At 40.0% G+C, this 20,039-nt stretch carries 19 protein-coding genes and 2 pseudogenes; 9 read left to right on the forward strand and 12 right to left on the reverse strand.

Translation table 11 applies throughout. From position 1 onward, the window contains the following. The first annotated feature begins 130 nt into the window (after positions 1-130). From AC3G3F_RS17800 to AC3G3F_RS17830, 7 genes are all read left to right on the forward strand, one after another. Positions 131-883: an SDR family NAD(P)-dependent oxidoreductase gene (locus tag AC3G3F_RS17800; protein ID WP_023247949.1), complete on the forward strand. Its 753-nt coding sequence runs from the start codon at positions 131-133 to the stop codon at positions 881-883. A 362-nt stretch (positions 884-1,245) separates the two neighbouring features. Next, positions 1,246-1,647 carry a g-type lysoyme inhibitor PliG gene (gene pliG, locus AC3G3F_RS17805; RefSeq protein ID WP_023247948.1) on the forward strand — a complete coding sequence of 134 codons (402 nt, stop codon included), beginning with the start codon at positions 1,246-1,248 and terminating at the stop codon, positions 1,645-1,647. A gap of 543 nt (positions 1,648-2,190) precedes the next feature. Beyond that, complete coding sequence (locus AC3G3F_RS17810) at positions 2,191-2,481, forward strand: Bor family protein (protein ID WP_023247946.1); 291 nt, start codon at positions 2,191-2,193, stop codon at positions 2,479-2,481. Between the two features lie 493 nt (positions 2,482-2,974). Continuing rightward, the gene (locus AC3G3F_RS17815) at positions 2,975-3,922 is read left to right on the forward strand and encodes an omptin family outer membrane protease (protein WP_023247945.1); all 948 of its coding nucleotides are present in this window, start codon (positions 2,975-2,977) and stop codon (positions 3,920-3,922) included. Positions 3,923-4,167: 245 nt separating this feature from the next. Further along, positions 4,168-7,344, forward strand: a complete 3,177-nt coding sequence (locus tag AC3G3F_RS17820; RefSeq protein ID WP_488395444.1) for an SET domain-containing protein-lysine N-methyltransferase — start codon at positions 4,168-4,170, stop codon at positions 7,342-7,344. Positions 7,345-7,889: 545 nt separating this feature from the next. After that, positions 7,890-8,099, forward strand: a complete 210-nt coding sequence (locus AC3G3F_RS17825) for a hypothetical protein (RefSeq protein ID WP_080153673.1) — start codon at positions 7,890-7,892, stop codon at positions 8,097-8,099. 15 nt (positions 8,100-8,114) lie between these two features. Next, a complete protein-coding gene (locus AC3G3F_RS17830; protein WP_023247942.1) occupies positions 8,115-8,426 on the forward strand; it encodes an E3 ubiquitin--protein ligase in 312 nt (103 codons plus the stop codon). A gap of 78 nt (positions 8,427-8,504) precedes the next feature. Here the strand turns inward: AC3G3F_RS17830 and AC3G3F_RS17835 are convergent. Next, a pseudogene (locus AC3G3F_RS17835) lies at positions 8,505-8,579 on the reverse strand (isocitrate dehydrogenase); the annotation flags it as partial. A 62-nt stretch (positions 8,580-8,641) separates the two neighbouring features. Here AC3G3F_RS17835 and AC3G3F_RS17840 point away from each other — a divergent pair. Next, entirely contained in the window at positions 8,642-8,740 is a 99-nt protein-coding gene (locus AC3G3F_RS17840; RefSeq protein ID WP_219914862.1) for a hypothetical protein, read from the forward strand. A gap of 271 nt (positions 8,741-9,011) precedes the next feature. On the opposite strand, the gene AC3G3F_RS17845 is transcribed toward AC3G3F_RS17840, so the two are convergent. From AC3G3F_RS17845 to AC3G3F_RS17855, 3 genes are all read right to left on the reverse strand, one after another. Continuing rightward, complete coding sequence (locus AC3G3F_RS17845) at positions 9,012-10,175, reverse strand: acyltransferase family protein (protein WP_023247940.1); 1,164 nt, start codon at positions 10,173-10,175, stop codon at positions 9,012-9,014. A gap of 251 nt (positions 10,176-10,426) precedes the next feature. Further along, positions 10,427-11,545: a hypothetical protein gene (locus AC3G3F_RS17850; RefSeq protein WP_079796783.1), complete on the reverse strand. Its 1,119-nt coding sequence runs from the start codon at positions 11,543-11,545 to the stop codon at positions 10,427-10,429. A 19-nt stretch (positions 11,546-11,564) separates the two neighbouring features. After that, entirely contained in the window at positions 11,565-12,536 is a 972-nt protein-coding gene (locus AC3G3F_RS17855) for a hypothetical protein (protein WP_121767740.1), read from the reverse strand. Positions 12,537-12,679: 143 nt separating this feature from the next. Here AC3G3F_RS17855 and AC3G3F_RS17860 point away from each other — a divergent pair, with 143 nt between their 5' ends. Then, positions 12,680-13,708, forward strand: coding sequence for a WavE lipopolysaccharide synthesis family protein (locus tag AC3G3F_RS17860; RefSeq protein WP_023247937.1), 1,029 nt, complete (start codon positions 12,680-12,682; stop codon positions 13,706-13,708). 32 nt (positions 13,709-13,740) lie between these two features. Here the strand turns inward: AC3G3F_RS17860 and AC3G3F_RS17865 are convergent, their stop codons facing one another. The 8 genes and pseudogenes from AC3G3F_RS17865 to AC3G3F_RS17900 all read right to left on the reverse strand — a co-directional run. Further along, positions 13,741-14,598, reverse strand: coding sequence for a glycosyltransferase (locus tag AC3G3F_RS17865; protein WP_023247936.1), 858 nt, complete (start codon positions 14,596-14,598; stop codon positions 13,741-13,743). Beyond that, complete coding sequence (locus tag AC3G3F_RS17870) at positions 14,595-15,350, reverse strand: ABC transporter ATP-binding protein (RefSeq protein ID WP_023247935.1); 756 nt, start codon at positions 15,348-15,350, stop codon at positions 14,595-14,597. The genes AC3G3F_RS17865 and AC3G3F_RS17870 overlap by 4 nt, the downstream gene beginning before the upstream one ends. A gap of 2 nt (positions 15,351-15,352) precedes the next feature. After that, complete coding sequence (locus AC3G3F_RS17875) at positions 15,353-16,153, reverse strand: ABC transporter permease (protein WP_023247934.1); 801 nt, start codon at positions 16,151-16,153, stop codon at positions 15,353-15,355. Beyond that, on the reverse strand, positions 16,146-16,850 hold the full coding sequence (locus tag AC3G3F_RS17880) for a glycosyltransferase family 2 protein (RefSeq protein WP_023247933.1): 705 nt from the start codon (positions 16,848-16,850) through the stop codon (positions 16,146-16,148). Before AC3G3F_RS17880 ends, AC3G3F_RS17875 begins: the two co-directional genes overlap by 8 nt. Beyond that, complete coding sequence (locus AC3G3F_RS17885; protein ID WP_488395448.1) at positions 16,847-18,391, reverse strand: phosphotransferase; 1,545 nt, start codon at positions 18,389-18,391, stop codon at positions 16,847-16,849. Before AC3G3F_RS17885 ends, AC3G3F_RS17880 begins: the two co-directional genes overlap by 4 nt. Further along, on the reverse strand, positions 18,388-18,762 hold the full coding sequence (locus AC3G3F_RS17890) for an HAD family hydrolase (RefSeq protein ID WP_023247931.1): 375 nt from the start codon (positions 18,760-18,762) through the stop codon (positions 18,388-18,390). The genes AC3G3F_RS17885 and AC3G3F_RS17890 overlap by 4 nt, the downstream gene beginning before the upstream one ends. A 12-nt stretch (positions 18,763-18,774) precedes the next feature. Then, positions 18,775-19,569, reverse strand: coding sequence for a hypothetical protein (locus AC3G3F_RS17895; RefSeq protein ID WP_129382405.1), 795 nt, complete (start codon positions 19,567-19,569; stop codon positions 18,775-18,777). A gap of 27 nt (positions 19,570-19,596) precedes the next feature. Further along, positions 19,597-19,912 (reverse strand): annotated as a pseudogene (locus AC3G3F_RS17900) (FAD-dependent oxidoreductase); the annotation flags it as partial. Between the last annotated feature and the right edge of the window lie 127 nt (positions 19,913-20,039).

Consider the following 20,039-nt stretch of genomic DNA (forward strand, 5'->3'; position numbering starts at 1 on the left):
AAGCTTTTATCACGATATATAACCCCACGCCTACACATTAATAACAATAAATCAACCACTTATAATTCCTTGATATCTGGTTAGATAGGTTTACGTTGTATTTTTCATTATTGTTCATGAGGTATTCGGTATGTCTGCAAAAACAATTGTGATCACTGGAGCACTTTCTGGTATTGGCGAGGAATGTAGCTACCAGTTTGCATATGAAAAATATAACCTTATTTTTTCAGGACTAGATATTAAGCAAGGTGAGGCATTGCAAACAAAACTGCGGAAAGTCCACCCTCAGTGCCATTTTATCATGGCGGATGTAACTGACGAAAAGCAGGTTATAAATCTGATAAAGTTCACCATAAAAATATATGGAAGAGTTGATGTAGTGATCAACAGCGCAGGAACAGAAGGCCATCCCTCAACGCACGAAAACACCACTGTTGATGATTTTCATCATGTATTTAATACTAATGTACTTGGAACTCAGCTTGTAATGAAACATGCCTTACCCATTATGTGTAAACAGTGCTTTGGTAGTCTGATAAATATCTCCTCACGAGCCGGGCAAGCAGGTGTTTCCGGAGGGGGTATTTATGCTGCCAGTAAACATGCTGTTAACGGACTAACCCGCTCTGCGGCATTAGAGGTTGCAGCTAAAGGCGTTAGAGTAAATGCTATTGCACCGGGCCCTGTAGATACAGATTTATTCGATCGCTTTGTTGGGCGCGACAAGGTGAAAAAGGCAGCCTTTCTCAACAGGATGCCTTCCGGAGAAATCATAACTACAAAAGAAATTGCTGGTATAGCGTTATTTTTGGCTTCTGATACTGCCCGCTCTATCATAGGTCAGATAATTACTGTAGATGGCGGCTATTCAGTTGGAATATAAAAAATTTCCGCTTCTCACTAAGGATTAAAAATTAGTTTTTATACAACCTGCACATCTGATCATTTTTAGTTTAAAATTCGCATAACCCATGAAATATACAGATTACAACTCAGTACTATAAAACGATTCAGATAAAACAAAGCCAAAACAAAACGCATTCAGATGAAATTATATATCAAGGCATCCATATCATCAGGGATGCATCTATCCTTATCATCACCTTCAAAAGTCCTTAATTCTCCTGACGATGGGAATAAGTTACTCACTTAATGCTCCGAAACGACGGCAAGGCTCTGGATCACTACGACATATTGTTATAGTATAACAAAGCTTCATGCTAATCCTGATGGAGAAACTGACATATGAAAAGCAAGCGCATCGGTAAAGCCGTTTTTCTTTTAGCTCTCCTAACCTCAACGTGTTTTGCTGCTGGTAAGAACGTAAATGTCGAGTTCAATAAAGGACATTACAGTGCCCAATACTCAGGAATAATAAAGGGATACGATTACGATACCTATAAGTTTCAGGCCAAAAAAGGACAACAGCTCCATGTCAGTATTTCGAATGAAGGCGCAGATACTTACCTGTTCGGGCCCGGGATAAGCGACTCAGTTGATCTTTCCAGATACTCACCAGCACTTAGTGATAGCGGACAGTACACGCTCCCCGCATCCGGTCACTATGAACTGAGAATACTTCAAACGCGCAATGATGCCCGTAAAAACAAAGCTAAAAAATACAGGGTCAGTATTCAGATAAAGTAGACATGAATCCAGCGGCGTCACTCCCGTCATAACCTGGCTCCGACCGGGTATACCGATGACAATTGTGCAAAATTAAGCGGAGAAGATCATCAAATGAAAATCAGAAAAATATTCGCCATATCATTGGCTGCCTCATCGTTTAGTTGCCTGGCGTTCAAAGCGCCGCCCAACGTGACATCCACGACTCCTGATAAAGTTAACGCTCTCGAAAGTAAGATTCTGGGCAGCTTTTACAGTCAGCATGGCACTCTACCGCAGGTAACTATCCTTGGGACGTGTGACGCCTCCCCCGTTCCTGGTTGCTCATGCCCATTCTGCACAATGCTCCGTAGCCATATACGATAATGAGCTATGTGCCTGAACTGACATTCCCGGTAATACAGGAATACCCAGCCCCTTGAGCCGGGCCCCTCATATGCTGGCCTCAATCAAATGATAAAAATTATCATTTCCAATCATAAAAGAATTGTATATAATCCCCTTCCGTTACAAACGGACAGACTAAAAATGACTCGATTGACATTATTACCATGGAGGTAATTTATGATTAAGACTGTATCCGCTTTTGCGCTGGTACTTCTCCTCTCAGGTTGCGCTCAACAAACATTTAAAATGAGTTCTGAACCCGTTGCCTCACCCAAAAAGGTTATCACCCATCATTTCTTTATTTCAGGACTGGGGCAGAAAAAAACCGTTGATGCCGCTGCAATCTGCGGTGGCGCAGATAAAGTGATGCGTACGGAAACCCAGCAAACCTTTGTGAACGGCCTATTAGGTTTTGTCACTCTTGGAATTTACACGCCCCTTGAAGCCCGAGTGTATTGTTCAAATTAACCTTGTAGCCCGTGCTGGCGGGCTACTGAAGAAAAAACAAAAGCCATAAGTTAAAACAAAGGAATTAATTGAATGAAATATATTATTCTAATTTCTGTGCTTTTATTATCCGCGTGTTCCGGCCCTCGAGGAGTGACATGGGGAGTCACGCCAGCAAACTCTGATATATGTCCGTCAGGAAAATCATCCTCAGGAGAGTGCCGCTAGACACTCATTGCACACACTCGAACGCTACTAAGAAGTTCGATTTCCGCCTCGCTCATCATGTATATACGAGCCGACGAAGGAATAATGCACCATGGCAAAAGACACGCCGTATGACATCCCATGGTCATTTTGTCCATTGTTATACCTGACACATAATAGTCCATCAGCAAATCAACCCCCAATATTAAACAAAAGGTAAACAAAGCAGTGAGCCATTATTGACTAATTGATCTGGATAAAAAGAATATCTACCTGATAATTAACTATGACGAATGGAGTCATCTTTATACGTTTAAAACTTCTGGGAATCGCTCTCACCGCCCCTGTGGCATTCAACTCTTTAGCCTCAACCGAATTCAATTTCCTTACCCCTGAAAAGGTAAGCACGGATATCAGTTTAGGAACGCTAAGCGGAAAAACAAAAGAACGCGTTTACGACCCAGCAGAAGGCGGGCGGAAAGTTAGCCAACTTGACTGGAAATACAATAACGCTGCAATTATTAAAGGTGCAATCAACTGGGATCTGATGCCATGGTTATCTGTCGGCGCTGCCGGATGGAGTACAATCGACAGCCGTGGAGCCAATATGGTTGATAAGGACTGGCAGGATGCCAATCACGCCGGAACATGGACAGATGAAAGTAGACATCCTAATACACGTCTTAATTACGCCAATGAATTCGATCTGAATGTTAAAGGCTGGTTTTTAAATGAGCCAGACTATCGACTTGGTCTTATGGCTGGCTACCAGGAAAGCCGTTACAGCTTCAATGCCACCGGGGGTACCTATATTTACAGCGAGAATGGCGGTTTCCGGAATGAAACTGGGGCATTCTCTGATGGAGAAAGAGGGATAGGCTATAAACAACAATTTAAAATGCCTTATATCGGTCTTACGGGTAACTACCGTTACGATAACTTTGAGTTTAGCGGCGCATTTAAATACAGCGGTTGGGTAAAGGCATCTGATAACGATGAGCACTACGCCAGGGCGCTCACTTTCCGTAGTAAAGTTAAAAACCAGAACTACTACTCTATTGCAGCAAACGCGGGTTACTATGTTACTCCTAACGCGAAAGTGTATGTTGAAGGAACATGGAATCGCATCACCAACAAAAAAGGGGATACTACGGTTTATGACCGCAGCGATAATACCTCTGAACACAGTAAAAACACCGCAGGTATTGAAAATTATAACTTTATGACCACTGTCGGTCTTAAATATACCTTCTAAACACGTTCGTCGGGCCACTCAGCCCGACGGCTTAAACGATTGATTATTCATTACGAATAAATCTACTTTTAAATCATTAGCGTCTGCGAATATCAAATAGCGACCTGAGGCTCCCTTTTTTGGCATAACCGACCAGGCTGGAGTACATGAGGTCTGATGGTCATAATCTAAAAGCAAAAAATAATGAGCGATGGTAGCGTCCCCTTGTTAACCTTAAAACCAGATAAGCACCACCAGGAGGCGCTATGCGGGGTATCGGGGCCGTCACTCATCTTTCCTCACCGACAGGTAGCAGCGCCCCTTCCCCTGACTTCAGCGGGATGTGGAACAGTATCAGGGACTGGTTCTCACTGCCCGTTCAGGATGAGGCCGCACTGTGCTTTCACGTTTTTTATCAGCCGGATGAAGGAACGTCGCTGCCGGAAAGGCTGAAGCACTTTTTAAGACTGAAGGCGCTGGCGTCTCCGGGACGGCAGGATAACTTCACCGCAGAGCGAATACTCGGTACCGGTAAAACCATCTGCATGATAGCCTCCGGTAAAAGCAGCGACCTTCCCTCCGTCACACTTCACCTGAGCGACCAGGAATGGCACACGGCGCAGCCTCAGGAAGCAGTAGCCCCGTTAGCAGAGGCAACAGAAAGCCCCGGAAGAGGCCCAACAGGCCCCCCCATTACACGTACGCAGATACAGACATGGCTGGACCTGCCGCAGGAGGCAAAAAGCGACGCTGGCGGCTGGAGAAAATGGGCCCAGGCGCAGGGGGTTACTCTCGGAAGTGCCGCACTCTATCTGACCAACACTGGGCTGACCCCCTATGGCAGGGAGCGATTACACCCTCCCAAAGAGAGAGGCCGCCCTATCACTGTCGGCCAGATCCAGACGTGGCGTGACCTCTCTGAGGAGGCGCGCAGTGCGGCGGGCGGCTGGGTAACATGGGCACAAGCCCAGGGGATCTCTATCACCAGCGCCAGAAAACATCTGACAAACATGGGACTGACATTCTATGGCATGGAACGGCTACAGCATCCTAAGGAGAGGGGGGCCCCCATCACTAAGGCGCAACTCCTGACGTGGTTTAACATGTCACAGGAAGAGCACAACAAAGCAGGCGGCTGGATAACATGGGCACAGACGCAGGGAATAGCAACCAGCAGCGCCAGGAGCTGTCTGACAAACACAGGGCTGACTACCCGCGGCATGGAACGACTGCAACTTCCCGAAAAGAGAGGGCTCCCCATCACGGACCGCCAAATTCAGGCATGGAAGGACCTGCCGCAGGAGAAGAAGCACGAGGCAGGCGGCTGGACTAAATGGGCACAGGCGCAGGAAATCTCTATCACCAGCGCCAAAAAATATCTAACAAATACCGGGCTGACCCCTCGTGGCATGGAGCTGTTACGGTCCTCCGGAGATAAAGTCGCTCCCATCACTGAGTCGCAGCTCCTGACGTGGCTTAACATGTCAGCGCAAGAACACAGCGAGGCAGGCGGCTGGATAACGTGGGCGCAGGCGCAGGGGATAACAACCAGCAGTGCCAGAAAATATCTGACAAACACCGGACTGACCCCCCGCGGCATGGAACGATTGCAGCACGCCGAAGAAAGGGGCCGCGCCATTACGGACAGACAAATTCAGGCATGGCGAGACCTACCGCAGGAGACAAAACTTGAGTCAGGTGGCTGGAAAGCATGGGCGCAGACACAGGGGATACCTCTCAGCAGTGCCGGAAACTTTCTGACAAACACCGGACTGACTCCCTTTGGTATAGTTCGTCTGCTGCCGCCCGAGGAAAGGGGGACTCCTATTACAAATGCACAAATTCAGGCCTGGCGGGATCTGCCGCAGGAAGCGAAAAAGGAGGCAGGCGGCCGAATAAAGTGGGCTCAGACGCAGGGGATAGCTATCAGAAGTGCCGAAAACTTTCTGACCAACACCGGGCTGACTCTTTTTGGTATAGAGCGCCTGCTACCGCCAGAAAAAAGAGGAACGCCTATTACAAATGCACAGATTCTGGCGTGGCAGGAGCTGTCGCAGGAAGCAAAAAACGAGGCAGGCGGTTGCATAAAGTGGGCACAGGCTCAGGGGATAACCATCAGTAGTGCCTGCAGCTATCTGACAAACACAGGACTGACCCACCATGGCAGGAAACGGCTGCAGCCACCCGAAGAGAGGGGCTCGACCATCAGCCAGGCGCAACTCCTGGAGTGGTTTAATATGTCACAGGAAGAGCGCACAAAGACAGGCGGCTGGAGAAGATGGGCGGAGGCACGGGGAATAACCTTCAGAAGTGCCGAAACCTTTCTGACCAACAGCGGGCTGACCCTCTTTGGTATAGAGCGACTGAAACCGCCCGGAGAAAGAGGCGCTCCTATTACAAATGCACAGATTCGGACATGGCGGGACATGTCGCAGGAGGCGAAACGCGAGGCGGGAGGCTGGATAAAGTGGGCGCTGGCTCAGGGGATAGCCATCGGCAGCGCCAGTGGTTATCTGACAAACACAGGACTGAAGTATAATGGCATATTGCGACTGCAGCAGTCGCTGTCTGCTACCGTCACGAGTGACAGTCAACAAACATCGATGTCCGCAGGCGCAAGCGATGAGATAACCGCCAGCGTGGGTATCCTCCCGGAGCGCAGCGGGGAAAAACGGTCGCTTCCCTCGACCAAAGAGGATATCTCAGCCCCGCCGGCAAAACAGATCAAGAAAGAGGAAGACGCCGTGACCTGGCGAACACACCAGATAAACAATAACCTGCCCATTCTGCAGCACTGGCGTGACCCGACGATATCGGTGATGGCGCAGGCGGAAGGCAAGATTGAAACCTTGCAGGTTACACGGTGGGGGCCTCTTTTTAACCCATTACCCCGGCAGATAAAAGCCAGAATTAATCAGGATATTCGCTGGTTTCTGCAAAATGAAGGAAGTCATGATGCGCGAATGAATGCCATGATGTCCGTCGCTATTCCCCTTGATGACAGCGACGGTTACAGAGGGCGTACAGTCTACGCGCGAACCGATCTGGCGGCGTTTACCGTACTGGGCCCCTACTCCGGCCGCCTGCTGGACAGTGAAAAGGTACGGTGTGAATACGAAAAAGAATATGGGAAGGAAGCCGGTAATTATTATTTTGCCACGCGAAGCCAGGAACGCATTGTATCCGGCTTCCCGCAGGGAAATCTCCTCAGCCTGCTTAACAGTCCGGTATTTACCCATCGGACGGCGGAAGCAGAAGTAAGACAGAACGTCAGCGCGGTGCTTGTCGGGAAGAATATCAACTTTTTCCTCACCACACGCGACGTCCACGCCGGGGATGAACTGTGGTTTGATTACGGGCCGGACTACCAGCATTTTGAGCCAGGTGAAACGCTACGCCCAACGCAGGTAAAGGAGGAGCCGCCTTCTTCGGAAGGAGAATAAAATATCCTTTTGCCACTCTTTGATTATCAAAACCCGGTGTTTGGTTTTGGGGAAGAGTATGCGGCACGCTGCAAGTGATTTTAAATGCCGTGTGTTATCTAGGGTTATTAGACACATTGTTGGCTTTTTTACGCCTGTTTTCTGTACGGGGAAAATGTGGGGAGTTATCCAGGAAAAAACCGCTACCCCGTTATTAACTACAATACATAAATTCAGCAATCACATCGCCGTACTAATGATCCAGAAAAAGGTCTTTTTTTGAGAGACAAAGGCCGTAAGTATAAGACATAGTATGTTTTTTATACTTAATGCAGACGAAATTATGTTTAACATAAACAACTTACGTTCTACTATCAGAACTGGGCTCCCCCTCCCCTCCAGCACAGAAACGCCGTCGCCGGAGGAAAGTTAGCACGTTTTTTTCTGAGGAAAACCAGACGGAAGCGTGGAATTGCCTGATGGAACTTTGTCCCCCTCAAGCAATAGTACCAGAAAATATCAGCAGTACGTTTAACCGCCTGAGAGAATTGGCTTTTCCGGCGCTGATGGACAACATTCAGAGCCACACAGAGGGATTAAATCAGGTTTGTATCCTGGATACAGACAGCCGAGAAGCGTTAGTACTCATCATTGAACCTAACCATTATACCATTACATGGGATGGGGTCACGATGATGTATAGCTATGATATCGCTCATCCACAGGCGGGTAGCGCTATTTCCGACACGGTGCTGTTGTCCTCGTTGGATAAGTGAAACTATCTGGTCCGAATGGCTGAAGACAAACAGTTTCGGGAATGGTTTACACTATGGGAACCATGGCATAAAGTCATTGAGCGGATAGCACCAGAAATCTGTACTGAAATTAGCACTGAGAAAAACCGAATTGTGGAGACAGGGGAATTCATCGCCCGCGTCAGCGATGAACTGAGGTTACCAGACAGAAGTGATGATATCGCGGTCGATGCAACGGCTGGCGTAAAAGTGATGAGGGAGCTCAACCTGCGCCTGTTCAACTCCGCGACTGAACGCGTGCTGGCTAAAACAGACCAGGAACATCTTTTGAAGCCACAATGGGCATAGTGAGTTCTCAGCCAGGTAAGAAGACCATAAAAAACGGGAGCCCACCGGCTCCCGTTCTTGTTTAACACAGGTTCTGAATTACATGTTTTTGATGATTGCGTCGCCAGACTCACTACATTTCAGCAGCTTAGCGCCTTCCAACAGGCGTTTAAAAACATGTCGCGAAGCAACTATGTCCGCCACTACTACGTGGATTATGGGAATTAAAACAAAAAATACCGCCATTACCTTTTGCTACGCTCCGGCAAATCACAGTAATGATGGGGTTAGAATTTAGCTCTTTATGGTGGCTTATCATGGGTTTTTCCACATAGTAATTTACGGAAGTTCAACTTTCTAAGGTGATATTCAGGAGTATCTTCTGTAGGATTATATTTGGCGTAATAATTATTCATCTTCTTCCGTTGATAGAATTATTTCTTCTCTCCAGATCCGCAAAGGTGCTGAGCTGAAAATAACTTAAATTGAACGCTCTATATAAAAATGCAGGAGGGAGGGATAACCTACTCAAGCTGATTAGTCAGGTCATGATGCTGATGATCGCTAAATGTGAATGACTCAATTATACGGGATATTTACAATTTATTATGAAACAAATTTATTTTCCACTTTCGCATGAATAAAATACGCCAAAATCAGCACAAAGGGCAATGGCATAAAAACAACCAGAGATCTAGGGAGAATATTTAAATTTATCATCATTCCAATTATAAAATACCCAGCATACGAGTGACACAGATAAAGCGGATAACTGATATCACCTAAGAGTTTCAGACTTTTATTATATGATATTTTATCATTGATAGCATATAAAAATGCAAATACCACAATCGCTAAACCAAACCAACTAAATGTAGTTACTGTTGATATATAAAATGCAGGTCCTGCAAGATGCATCGTTATATATACAAACATATAAAACTGAAGTATAACTGCAAACACTAACCTTTTAATATCGATCCGCCCTCTCGCATAAAGAGAAAATGTCGTCCCAACCAACATAAAAGTGGTTAAATAAATAGCTTTTATTAAAAATCCGACATTTATAACCTTCAAGAAAACTGAAACTTTATCAATATGATGAGATAACCAGACTACTGATACGCTTAAAATAAGTGATAACAAAAGCACATCACTCAATGATATCTTTTCTTTCCTTCTAAAGAGGAAGGATATCCTGAAAAAAAATAACGTAGATAAATAAAATAATACTTCAATCGCAAGAGTCCAGGCTACTGGATCCATTGATATAGTATCTTTAACATACTGAGAAAGGCCCATACTAAAAATACTTAATATTTTGTCTAAACCGTAGTGATAGTCTTTCCCTGAATAATGAAAAATGCAGAACCCCAAGAATACAAAAAACAAATTAATGATACAAACAATAAAATATGTTGGGTATAGCCTAAAGAATCTTTTTTTAAGGAAAGTCGTTACAGTATACTTTTCAATTGAAATTGGAATTAAAAAACCACTAATTAAAAAGAATGTAGCGACACCAAAAATTGAAAGGAAGCCAGGAAACTCGACAGGAATAAAATCAAGTATAATTCTTGGAAAGCTTAAATTTTTCGCCTTAGGTATATTTAGTACAGATGAAATAAAGTCATTAGAAATAAAGAATGATGCTGTGTAATGTGAAAATAGCACACACAATGCGGCTCCTCCCCTCAAATAGTGAGCGAACAGAAACTTGTTATTCATAATTAATAAAATAATTCCCCATAAAAGTAATAGCGACAGCATTAAAATCCTATTCTAATAGGATTTTGGCCCAGATGATTTATGCATAGCATATAAGATATTAGCATTCGCAATTTCAGTATTTCTCCTTGATACCGAAGTTACAAATAATAGTTTTTATACTCAGCGATAATGGCTGGCGCTGGAGCAATTCCCGGCCCCTCAGATGCAGAAGACTGGTGCACAAACTGTATTCATTGAAGGCGGTAAAATTATCAACAAAAAGAAACCCAGTATAATTATTAAATACATTATTATCTGAATTTATTTAGGATGAAATTAACAGGTATCTTAACAATCACTCGGCATAGGTGATAAGCTAAAGACACTATATGTTTAATTTTCAAAACATCGAGATGATGATTTATAATATGTACCTCCCATCTGGTATCAGTCGCATCCAGTAAGCGATTTTTAATCGTTGCATTTATTCCGAAAGAGTGTTCTTGCGAGGAACAAAGAAAAACTGGCTGAATCAATTCAATTAATTTATTGTGATACTTCATGCGTCCATGATATTCAGAGCGCATCATCGTAATATGAAGCTTATCGAATAATTCTGCAATTCTCTGATAGTTATCACGAGTTACAATTGCGCCAGCCATTTCCAAAACACCAAAATTCCCTTTAAATGTTTTATAGTATTTATCAAGATACCCTTCGTCTATGTTTTTCACAGCATCCAAAACATTGATAATATCATAACCATACTTTTCATTATTCAAGAAAATAAAAGCAAGATATGTCTGTATTTCAAATAGATTTTCTCCACAATTCAATTTCGCTTTTTTTACCAATGAAAAGACCCCGTCAAATGAATGAAACATATCATTCAGGATACTTTTGTCATAAACCCATACAAAGTGTTCTAAAAAATACTCATTAGGTTCAGTATCAAGCAATCGTGCTGTATTTTCTACAACTCCAGTCAGAAAAGGAGATGTAACTTTACGCTCAGATAAACGTGAATATGCCAGAAAAGGATTTGCAATAAAAGTCTCAATAATGTCAGAAACTCTTCCCGGCCTAATCATCATACTTTCTGAGTCTATAACTATAGAATACTGTTCTGGTATATGTGCAACAGTAAGAAGTTTTTTCAAAGTCTGATAAGAAAATTTACCATAATCATTTAATAACTCGATCGATGTTAAATCAATTCCATTCTTTTTTAGTAATGTATCAAATGAAAATATTGTAATATTGAGATTACTATACTTTGATGTTATATCATATAACTGATCTACGTTTTTTTCTTCTGTCGTGAAATATATATTTATCTCTTTATCTAAAAGATATACATCGAGACTTCTCAAATACTTTTCAATAAAAAAAAGATGTCCGTCAAATGTTGGTGTAATCAAAGCATACATGTGGAACCTTTTACTCCCTTTAGTTTTGATTTAAAATAGTTTTAGCAACGCGCTTCAAATAACGGATAAAAAGAGACCTAACAGGCAGATTTACTTGCTTAGTATTGCTATGTATATCAAGGCTGTCCTTCTGAGGTGGGAATGCCAAGAGTAATTCATTACTTACTTTTACAGTAGTAGAACGTAAAATTTCATATACAATATCTATTGTATTTACGGGAATTTTATTAGAAAGAGATAGATGATAATATAGTACTGTTTCCGGGTGACATACTGGCACACCAATTTTATTATAGAATGATAAATTCTCATACAGAGTTAATAATTTAATAATATTATCAAAGCTTGAGTATATAAATTGATCAGAAAAGACCACTGTATTCCATGGTATCAACTCACCTCGCTCAACATTCTTATAATAGCAAGCAAAGTATGGTTTAGGCTTTTCCCCAAACAAAAAGTTTCCGCCATGAGTCGGAACTGATATTTTTTTTCTATCACATACAGAGAGATCGACTATATCGTAAAAAATTAGATCGGGACGAGTAATTAAAACTGATTCGTATTCGATATTGTTTTTTTCACAATAGCGATTAAGCATTTTTACTGAATTACTCATGTTCCAGTAAAGTGAATAAAATCTTTCAATAGGTAGAACCGGGCTAAATATATTTTTTGACTCTTCCATAAAGAAATTACGGTTATACTTATTGATGCTAAACTCAACAAGGAAATCCTCGTAAATACTTCTTAACAAAGTTTCTGTTATTAAACCACCTTCTGAATCCCATTTTACAGCATTTTTATTTTTTTCATTGTTTACATTTTCCATATTAATGATATTCGATGTGCCTTCATTTTCATAGCAAAAAATAAACAAATCAGCATTATTAACCATAAGTATATTCTTAATTAAATGTGGCGCAGTATCCTTAAATGTCCTCATGTAACCATATAATATAACTGCTGTTTTTTTCTTTATCGGATCCATTAACTAATCCCACCCTATTCCAAGTATTATAAAAATGCCGCACGCAAAGATATTTTTATTTTAGCCTCAGCGATTCAGACTATAACTTGATTATTCCACAATGTTCACTTATATTGTTTTACAAATTACCCATGGAGTATAGCATGAATAAAATCAGTATAGTTATCGCTGGGCCAGCATATAGAGAATTTGATATTTATTACTCTATCAAGTTACTTCGAACTCATTTCCCCGAATCAGAGATTATTCTTAGCTCAAATGACCATTTACTATTAACACATGCTAACCGATTAGGCGTTTTTGATAAAATTGTTACTGTTGAAAATTCTGGGGAATTACCAAGCCTAAAATTTGAATCAGTGTCTGATAGAGGTCAACCTATTGTTTGCAATAACATAAACAAGCAAATAAAGACATCTCTCCACGGAATACTTGAAGCAAGCCATGATCTTGTATTAAAAATAAGAACCGATCAGATTTTGATGCAGAATCATATCATATCACTATGGAATTTAATAAAAGATATTCCTAACGATAATAAAAAAACAAAAGGTCGAATAATTACATCCAGCATTTTCTCAATAAACCCAAGATTTAGTGAGCGGATGCCTTATCATATAAGTGATATGCTTCAGTTCGGGTTTAAAGAAGACCTAATTCGGTACTATTCAGCGCCAGAATATCCTTTCGATTATTCTGTATGGTATGAAACTCACATATATGCTTCTCACAGCAATCGTAACGAAAATATTTTTCGTTCCAGGTATGCAGTAGAACAGTGGCTTACAATGAATTATATTTTTGGTGTTAATACGCCCTTTCCAATTAAATACCACAATGATATATCGCATAAAATCATCAAAGATTTTGAATATATCTTTCCTGATTTTTTTATTATCGCCCATCCAAAAGATATTTCACTTCGCGCATCTAAATTCAATTCAGCAATGAATTATGTCAATAATCAGTGCTATTCGACTTATGACTCATTGATGTTTTTGAAAGAAAAATACAAATTAAGCGAGCACATTCTAAGTAATTATAAAGCCATGGGGTTGAATAAAAAAATATATAAGCACTTAAATGCAATTCTTAATTCATATTTAATACATATAGTTATACGTCATTTACCAGTCAGTATACGGAAGTTTTTAAAGCGAATTTTACGTTGAGATCCATCTGGTCAATAAGCGTAAAAAATATATTACCGGAGTATAGAGTATAATTTTTTTACTATAAGTACGGGCATAAGTCTTATGATGAAATGCCCTAAGATATAGAGTACATTCTTGAGGAATCGTTCACGTCTGATTAAAATAAAACGGACTCTTTCATAAAACTCAGAGCATGCTTTTGTCAATCCTACTCGGCGCTTTAATGTTGACTCTGTGATTCTATAATCAAGCAGCACCATTTTAAGATTATGGAATCGATATCCTTGTAGGCATAATAAAAGCCAAAAAGATAAATCCTCTGATAGAACTGTATTTACAGGATACCTTAATCCTTTTTTAAAAATTGAAATATTAAACATAACAGTTGGGTGAATAAATGGAGTCATCCTGATTATATTTTTTTTAATATCATGATCACATTCATATTTATATATTATTTTATTATAAATACCAAATTCTCTACACCCGCCACCTAAAACATCAATATTTTTATTAGAATCCAAAAAATATTTTTGCAATTCAATTCTATTCAGCTTCGATACATCGTCAGAGTCCATCCTGGCAATGTATTCAAGATTAGGGTATGTTACTAATGCAAAATCTATTAGAGTGTTCATTGCCGAAGCCAGCCCTTCATTTTTTTCTCTTTTTAAGATAATAATTCTACGATCTGATTTCCCTAGTAAATTTATCAAATTTGAGATGTTGGTGCTAACAAATCCATCTATAAGTATCAACATCGCTAACTCACGATAAGACTGATTAAGAATACTTTTAATAGACAGGTACAATGGCAACTCTTTATCATTCTGATAAACCGAAAGCAAGACTGCAACTTTCGCTACAGTCTTATCAGCGATAGCGAAATCCACGCTAACCTCTATCATCCAAATTTTCTTGAGTTCACATAAAAGGTGTAAGCATCATCCACTGCCCCCACAAAGGCAATCTCACCTGCATTCAAAACAACACCCTTGTTACAAAAAGATCTCACATCATTTTCTGAATGAGATGACAATACCAATATGCCAACTGACTCAATTAACTCTTGTATTCTTTTTCTGGCTTTATCCATAAAATTAGCGTCCCCAGCACCAATTACCTCATCTAATAGAAGGATATCTGGTTTGACTGCTGTTGAAATTGCGAAAGCTAGCCGCACGGTCATACCTGATGAGTAAGTTCTGACTGGAAGATCTATAAAATCTGCTAACTCTGTAAAATCTATTATTTCTTCGCTAATAGTATTAATATATTTTTTGGGAAGCCCTAATAACATTCCTCGGGAGTAGATATTCTCTCTCCCTGAAGACTCGGGATTCATTCCTAAATTCATATCAAGCAAACTAGCAATACTGCCTTGGCTGCTAGCTTTTCCTGATGTGGGCTCATAAATCCCTGCCATAGTCTTTAACAAAGTAGACTTTCCAGCTCCATTATGCCCAATTAAAGCCAGACGATCTCCGTGCTTCAACTCGATATTTATGTCCTTCAGTGCATTAACGCTGATAGACTTAGCATTTGAAGAAATTTTCCCACCCGTTGTCAAACGAACAAAGTTAGCTTTCAGTGAGCGTGATTTTACATCAAAGATGGGATAACTCACTGAAACATTTTTGAGATTCAGATAAGCAGTCATTATTACACCCAGTACGAAATATTTTTTCTAGATTTAGCGAAGATTAAAAATCCAGCACATATATTGATAATTGAAAAAACTGTTATATAGACAATACTAGGATGCATAAAAGCAGTTGGAAAATCTACGGGCAGCAGAGGAGAACGGATGAAATCAATGAAATGGAAAAGCGGATTCCACTCAAGTAAAAATGCTTTTGAATGCATCGATTCCGTTGGAATCCACATAATTGGCGTAACCAGAAAACCTATTTGTAATACAGACATGACTATCTGGCGTAAATCCATGAAGCGAGTACAGAGACATGCCAATGTCAGTGATAAGAAGAACAGATTTATAGTTAAAATACTGAAACCAAATAAAGCCTTACTAATAGCATAAAAAGTACAAGTGCTATCAGAAAAAATCAGACAAACAACAAGAATCAACGCGTTATGTAAGAAAAAATATACATTTCTTATAATCGATTGGTAGATAAAAACACTTCTTTCTATTCTTATTTGCTTTATAAAGCTTGCACAAGCGATGAAAGAATCCGCTGATTCAATTACGGTCTGATTTATATAGCTCCATATTAAAAAACCTAGTGACAGATATAGAAGGTAATGTTTTATATCCTGGCTGAACAATGTCGAAAATACTATTGAAATAGATACTACATAGATGGCCGTACTAGCTGTTATCCAAAATGGTCCAAGCACACTGCGACGATAACGAATAATAATCTCTTGCCAGGCCATATAATTCCAGAACTGAATTTTTTTCAGTCCCCCATAAATATCTAATAGAGCCAATTTAAACATTCGTTGCACCTAAAAAATCAATATATTCGGTTGGTGTCCCCATAAAGATATGATCATCGTGCTTAACTAACTTATACCGTACACGCATTCCTTTAGCGATCATAAAATTAAACATAGGTGCAATATAAAGTTCACGTGGATCACTCCGAATCAGCTCAATGTAAGCGTTAATAAATATTTCTTTATCTTTAAACCCGTACATACCATTTGAGCATAGATCAGATATTCGCTCTTTTTCAGTTGTACGCTCTACCAAAGTGGTATTACTTTTAGGCAGCGCAAAAGACCAGTGCTCTCCTTCCCCTTTAAACACTTCCAGGTAAGCATCATTCTCTTCAGTTGCAAACTCAAAATGTTTCTTATGGGTATCTATATTAAAGATAACGATAGGTTCATTATTAGGCACCTTATCCAAGGCCAGGAAAACCGTTTCTGCCTGACCGCGGGTTTCAGCAGTCAGAACAACGACTTCGTAGTCTTTAATTCCCATATGTTGCAGTTCAGCTTTAACAAACAGTGGTGTATCGTACACATCACGGCAGATAAAAATAAATTTTTCTGACTGATAGTACTGTTCAAAAGTTTTGACTGCCCACTCAAATAAGGTTTTATCGTGTGCTTTTAATTCATATTTGGGTTTAGTGTACCCTGCTTTAAAAAAACGGCTGCTGAGCCCAGCCATTGGGATAATAATCACTTAGTTAATTCCTTGTATAAATTAATCGCTGTTGCAACAAATGCCTGTTGTCTATTTGGGTGGTCATAATGCAAAGGCAGCATAGATAAAAATAGCGTTGCGGTTAAAGCCAAAATTTCCGTATAAGAAAAACTGGACGTTTCAAATTGTTTCTTAATTAGCTTAGTTAAATCTATGCTACTTTCCGGAAGCTCCAGAATCAACGTTTCACCGTCGTCCTGTATATGGAAGCGATCAGAAACAATATAGTCATATTTACCAATCGCGGAATGCAGAATTTTAGCCAGATCGTAGCGAATATCGCCATAAATGCTTAAATTGCCGTCAAAGTCGATACCGCGCGGGTCAATGACTTTGATATCATTTTTCTTGAAGTCATAAAGAATATTACTGAAGCAGAAATCCCCATGGACAAAGGATGAACGGGATTCAGGATTGATGGCTTTATGAATTTCTGCCAAAATCTCTTTCAGCATAAAATGGTTCCCTTCGGCATCCTTAACAACGTTGCCAAAACGGGGATTAGCCGCAATAAACTCATCCAGGCGAGTTTCATTTTTACTGATAAGAGATTTATAAAAATCTACTGAAGGTCCTGGGTTACGAATTTCATAGCTGCGCTCAATAAAATGGAAGCACGAATTAATTATTTGTCCCCAGATAGCCTGCGGATGATTGCCATAAACAAATAACTCAGTCAGTGTTGGGCTATAAAGATACTCCAGCTTGTAACAATAGCCGTTATCTTCTTCACCATGACTAATCAACATTGCTGCATAATATGCCATCTCTTCCGGCACGTTACTGAACCAGTTCGCTTCCGCATGTAATTTCTTTTTTTTCTGTGAGCGTTTCTTTACAAAATATTTGTTAATTATAAGTTCGTTAAATGCCCGCTCAGTGGTCACTATTGTTTTAGAGTCATAGAAGGTGTTCAAGTGACCAAAATCCAGCCAATCGCTCCTGTGCTCTTGTACAAACTGGTTTGTTTCATTGTACTTAAAAAGGCTTTTCGTAAAGTCAAAATTGGTACTGATGAGGCTACGAATCAATAACTGCGGGTTGCCGATGCTGAGCACACCACAGAAAACGGCATCGCTGCTTTCGAAACCATCGTTTATCTTCATCCAGACATAGTTAAAATCTGAGCGAGCAGTATAGATCACATTTTTACCCATATTCTGCAAATTTACTGGGTTTCTTAATAATGTATCTCCGTAATAAATAATAACGCCATCATCATCTTCCGCCGTACAGGCTGATGCCAGGCAAAACGCAATGGACTGACCAAGAGAAAAATTTTCATCAATCTGAATAATATTGATATTAGCTTCCGTCAGCGCCTGTTTATCCCAAGAGCCAATTGGGAAGTTTTTGGGTAGCGTCATGCAGATTTTTTCATCAGAATTTTCATTACGGATATTTTTAATTTGATAACTGTATAACCGCTTATTCCCAACAGGCAGAAAAGTAGGCGGAATTTCACCAAATTCAGCACGTAAATCTTGGTCGACATACTGTGCAGACAAAATTATAATCATTTTTCTTTCCTTAAAATCTCAACAATCTCATCATAGGAATAATTAATAAATTCACTGGGACGGATTGCTTTATCATCCACATAGAAGCCTTCATGACCACACCAAGGTTTACCCACATAAATTTCGTCGTAAGGAATGCTATTCACTTCAAGCCACTTAATAAGTATTGGCAGGGTGTTTTTATTAATCAACCCGATATTATTATTATAGGAATTCATATTACGGCTAGTATTCAATACAATCATGAAACCTTGTTCTTTATATTCTTTTAATTTAACAACAAGGTCTTTATTTACCAACGCATCTTCATAACCTCCAGGTCCTTTTCCCTTAGTTAAGGTCATGTCAATATCAATAATAATTTTTTTCATAGCTGATAGTTCTTAATTAGTTCTGTAAAAAATATGCTTTGCTATTGTGCGTAGCATAATCATGGGGACCCCAGCGAAGCAGCGTAATTTAATATAGAGGTAAATTTGCTGCTTAAGCATATCTATAAGGCTTATACAATTTGAAAATGCTCTAGCCTTTTTATTAAGCTTATAAAAAGGCTGCTTAATAAACTTTGCTTTTGCCCCATCGTTAATTAAATGATAGATCATCAACTGATCACTGACATAAGAATGCTGGCTATCAAAAAAGATAGAACCTGCCATTGTCCGGCTAAAGATAATTTTTTGCAATGGAGCCAGCATGGGCTTACCAAAAAGAAAGTTTTTCTTTAGCACATATGTAAATGATTTACTAGCCAACTGCTTCGCGGAAGCATTCTCTTTAACGTTTCCCCAGTTATCGATGTAATAATCGTTAATATATATATCATTCCGACATGTTATATTTGGAAATTTATCAAGATTAATTTCATCACCAAAAAAATAGTATGAAAAAGTATCGAATTTTATATTTCCTTTGGCATATTGGATAATATAGCCCCAGTGATGAGTTCTGTTATAGCTTTGCTCAGGATTAATAACATAAATATTGTGATTTGAGTGAAAGAATGCCAGGCATTGCTTATAACTATCCACGTCCTGTATACTGACTAAAAAACCAAATTGCTGTGTTTTATAGCGCGACAACTCTTTTATTTTATTCAATAAATCATAATTCACTTCTTTTAAAGGCACTAAAAAAATATGTTTGTAATAATCAGGCATGTGATTTTCCGGCTGGGGCACAGCCCTCGCCGGCACCGTACTCTAAATCTGATTAATTGTATGAGAATTAATAAGCAATGAAAATATATTTCCGAGTGGTGTTGTTTTAAGCTTATTCACGTAAGATTTATTTACGTATGTTACTCATATAACTCCATTCAGTTTCATTATCAGTATGAAAAATATGAGGACCATAAACGTGCACCATGATACCCGTTTGCTCATCGCGGGCATCATAAGCGTTACCTCCGATGTGTGAACGTTGTTCAATAATATTGACTATATGTCCCTGCTCAGCTAACTGGCGTGCAATTACTGCGCCTGAAAGGCCAGCACCTACAATTAATATCTTATTACGCTTCATTATTTTTATCACTCTGTTCGCAGACACAGATAATGTTAAACAGTTTATCCAGAACCATTTTCAGTAATATCAGCAGGGTAAAATGAAATTTACTCAACGCATCCAGATAATTCCACGCTACCGCCAC

It is taken from the genome of Salmonella sp. FC25216, assembly GCF_057751355.1.

Bases quoted from the DNA above. Each gene is read 5' to 3' on its own strand.
- AC3G3F_RS17800 (WP_023247949.1), top strand. From the start codon at position 131: ATGTCTGCAAAAACAATTGTGATCACTGGAGCACTTTCTGGTATTGGC.
- pliG (WP_023247948.1), top strand. From the start codon at position 1,246: ATGAAAAGCAAGCGCATCGGTAAAGCCGTTTTTCTTTTAGCTCTCCTA.
- AC3G3F_RS17810 (WP_023247946.1), top strand. From the start codon at position 2,191: ATGATTAAGACTGTATCCGCTTTTGCGCTGGTACTTCTCCTCTCAGGT.
- AC3G3F_RS17820 (WP_488395444.1), top strand. From the start codon at position 4,168: ATGCGGGGTATCGGGGCCGTCACTCATCTTTCCTCACCGACAGGTAGC.
- AC3G3F_RS17825 (WP_080153673.1), top strand. From the start codon at position 7,890: ATGGACAACATTCAGAGCCACACAGAGGGATTAAATCAGGTTTGTATC.
- AC3G3F_RS17830 (WP_023247942.1), top strand. From the start codon at position 8,115: ATGGCTGAAGACAAACAGTTTCGGGAATGGTTTACACTATGGGAACCA.
- AC3G3F_RS17845 (WP_023247940.1), bottom strand. From the start codon at position 10,175: ATGCTGTCGCTATTACTTTTATGGGGAATTATTTTATTAATTATGAAT.
- AC3G3F_RS17850 (WP_079796783.1), bottom strand. From the start codon at position 11,545: ATGTATGCTTTGATTACACCAACATTTGACGGACATCTTTTTTTTATT.
- AC3G3F_RS17855 (WP_121767740.1), bottom strand. From the start codon at position 12,536: ATGGATCCGATAAAGAAAAAAACAGCAGTTATATTATATGGTTACATG.
- AC3G3F_RS17860 (WP_023247937.1), top strand. From the start codon at position 12,680: ATGAATAAAATCAGTATAGTTATCGCTGGGCCAGCATATAGAGAATTT.
- AC3G3F_RS17865 (WP_023247936.1), bottom strand. From the start codon at position 14,598: ATGATAGAGGTTAGCGTGGATTTCGCTATCGCTGATAAGACTGTAGCG.
- AC3G3F_RS17870 (WP_023247935.1), bottom strand. From the start codon at position 15,350: ATGACTGCTTATCTGAATCTCAAAAATGTTTCAGTGAGTTATCCCATC.
- AC3G3F_RS17875 (WP_023247934.1), bottom strand. From the start codon at position 16,153: ATGTTTAAATTGGCTCTATTAGATATTTATGGGGGACTGAAAAAAATT.
- AC3G3F_RS17885 (WP_488395448.1), bottom strand. From the start codon at position 18,391: ATGATTATAATTTTGTCTGCACAGTATGTCGACCAAGATTTACGTGCT.
- AC3G3F_RS17890 (WP_023247931.1), bottom strand. From the start codon at position 18,762: ATGAAAAAAATTATTATTGATATTGACATGACCTTAACTAAGGGAAAA.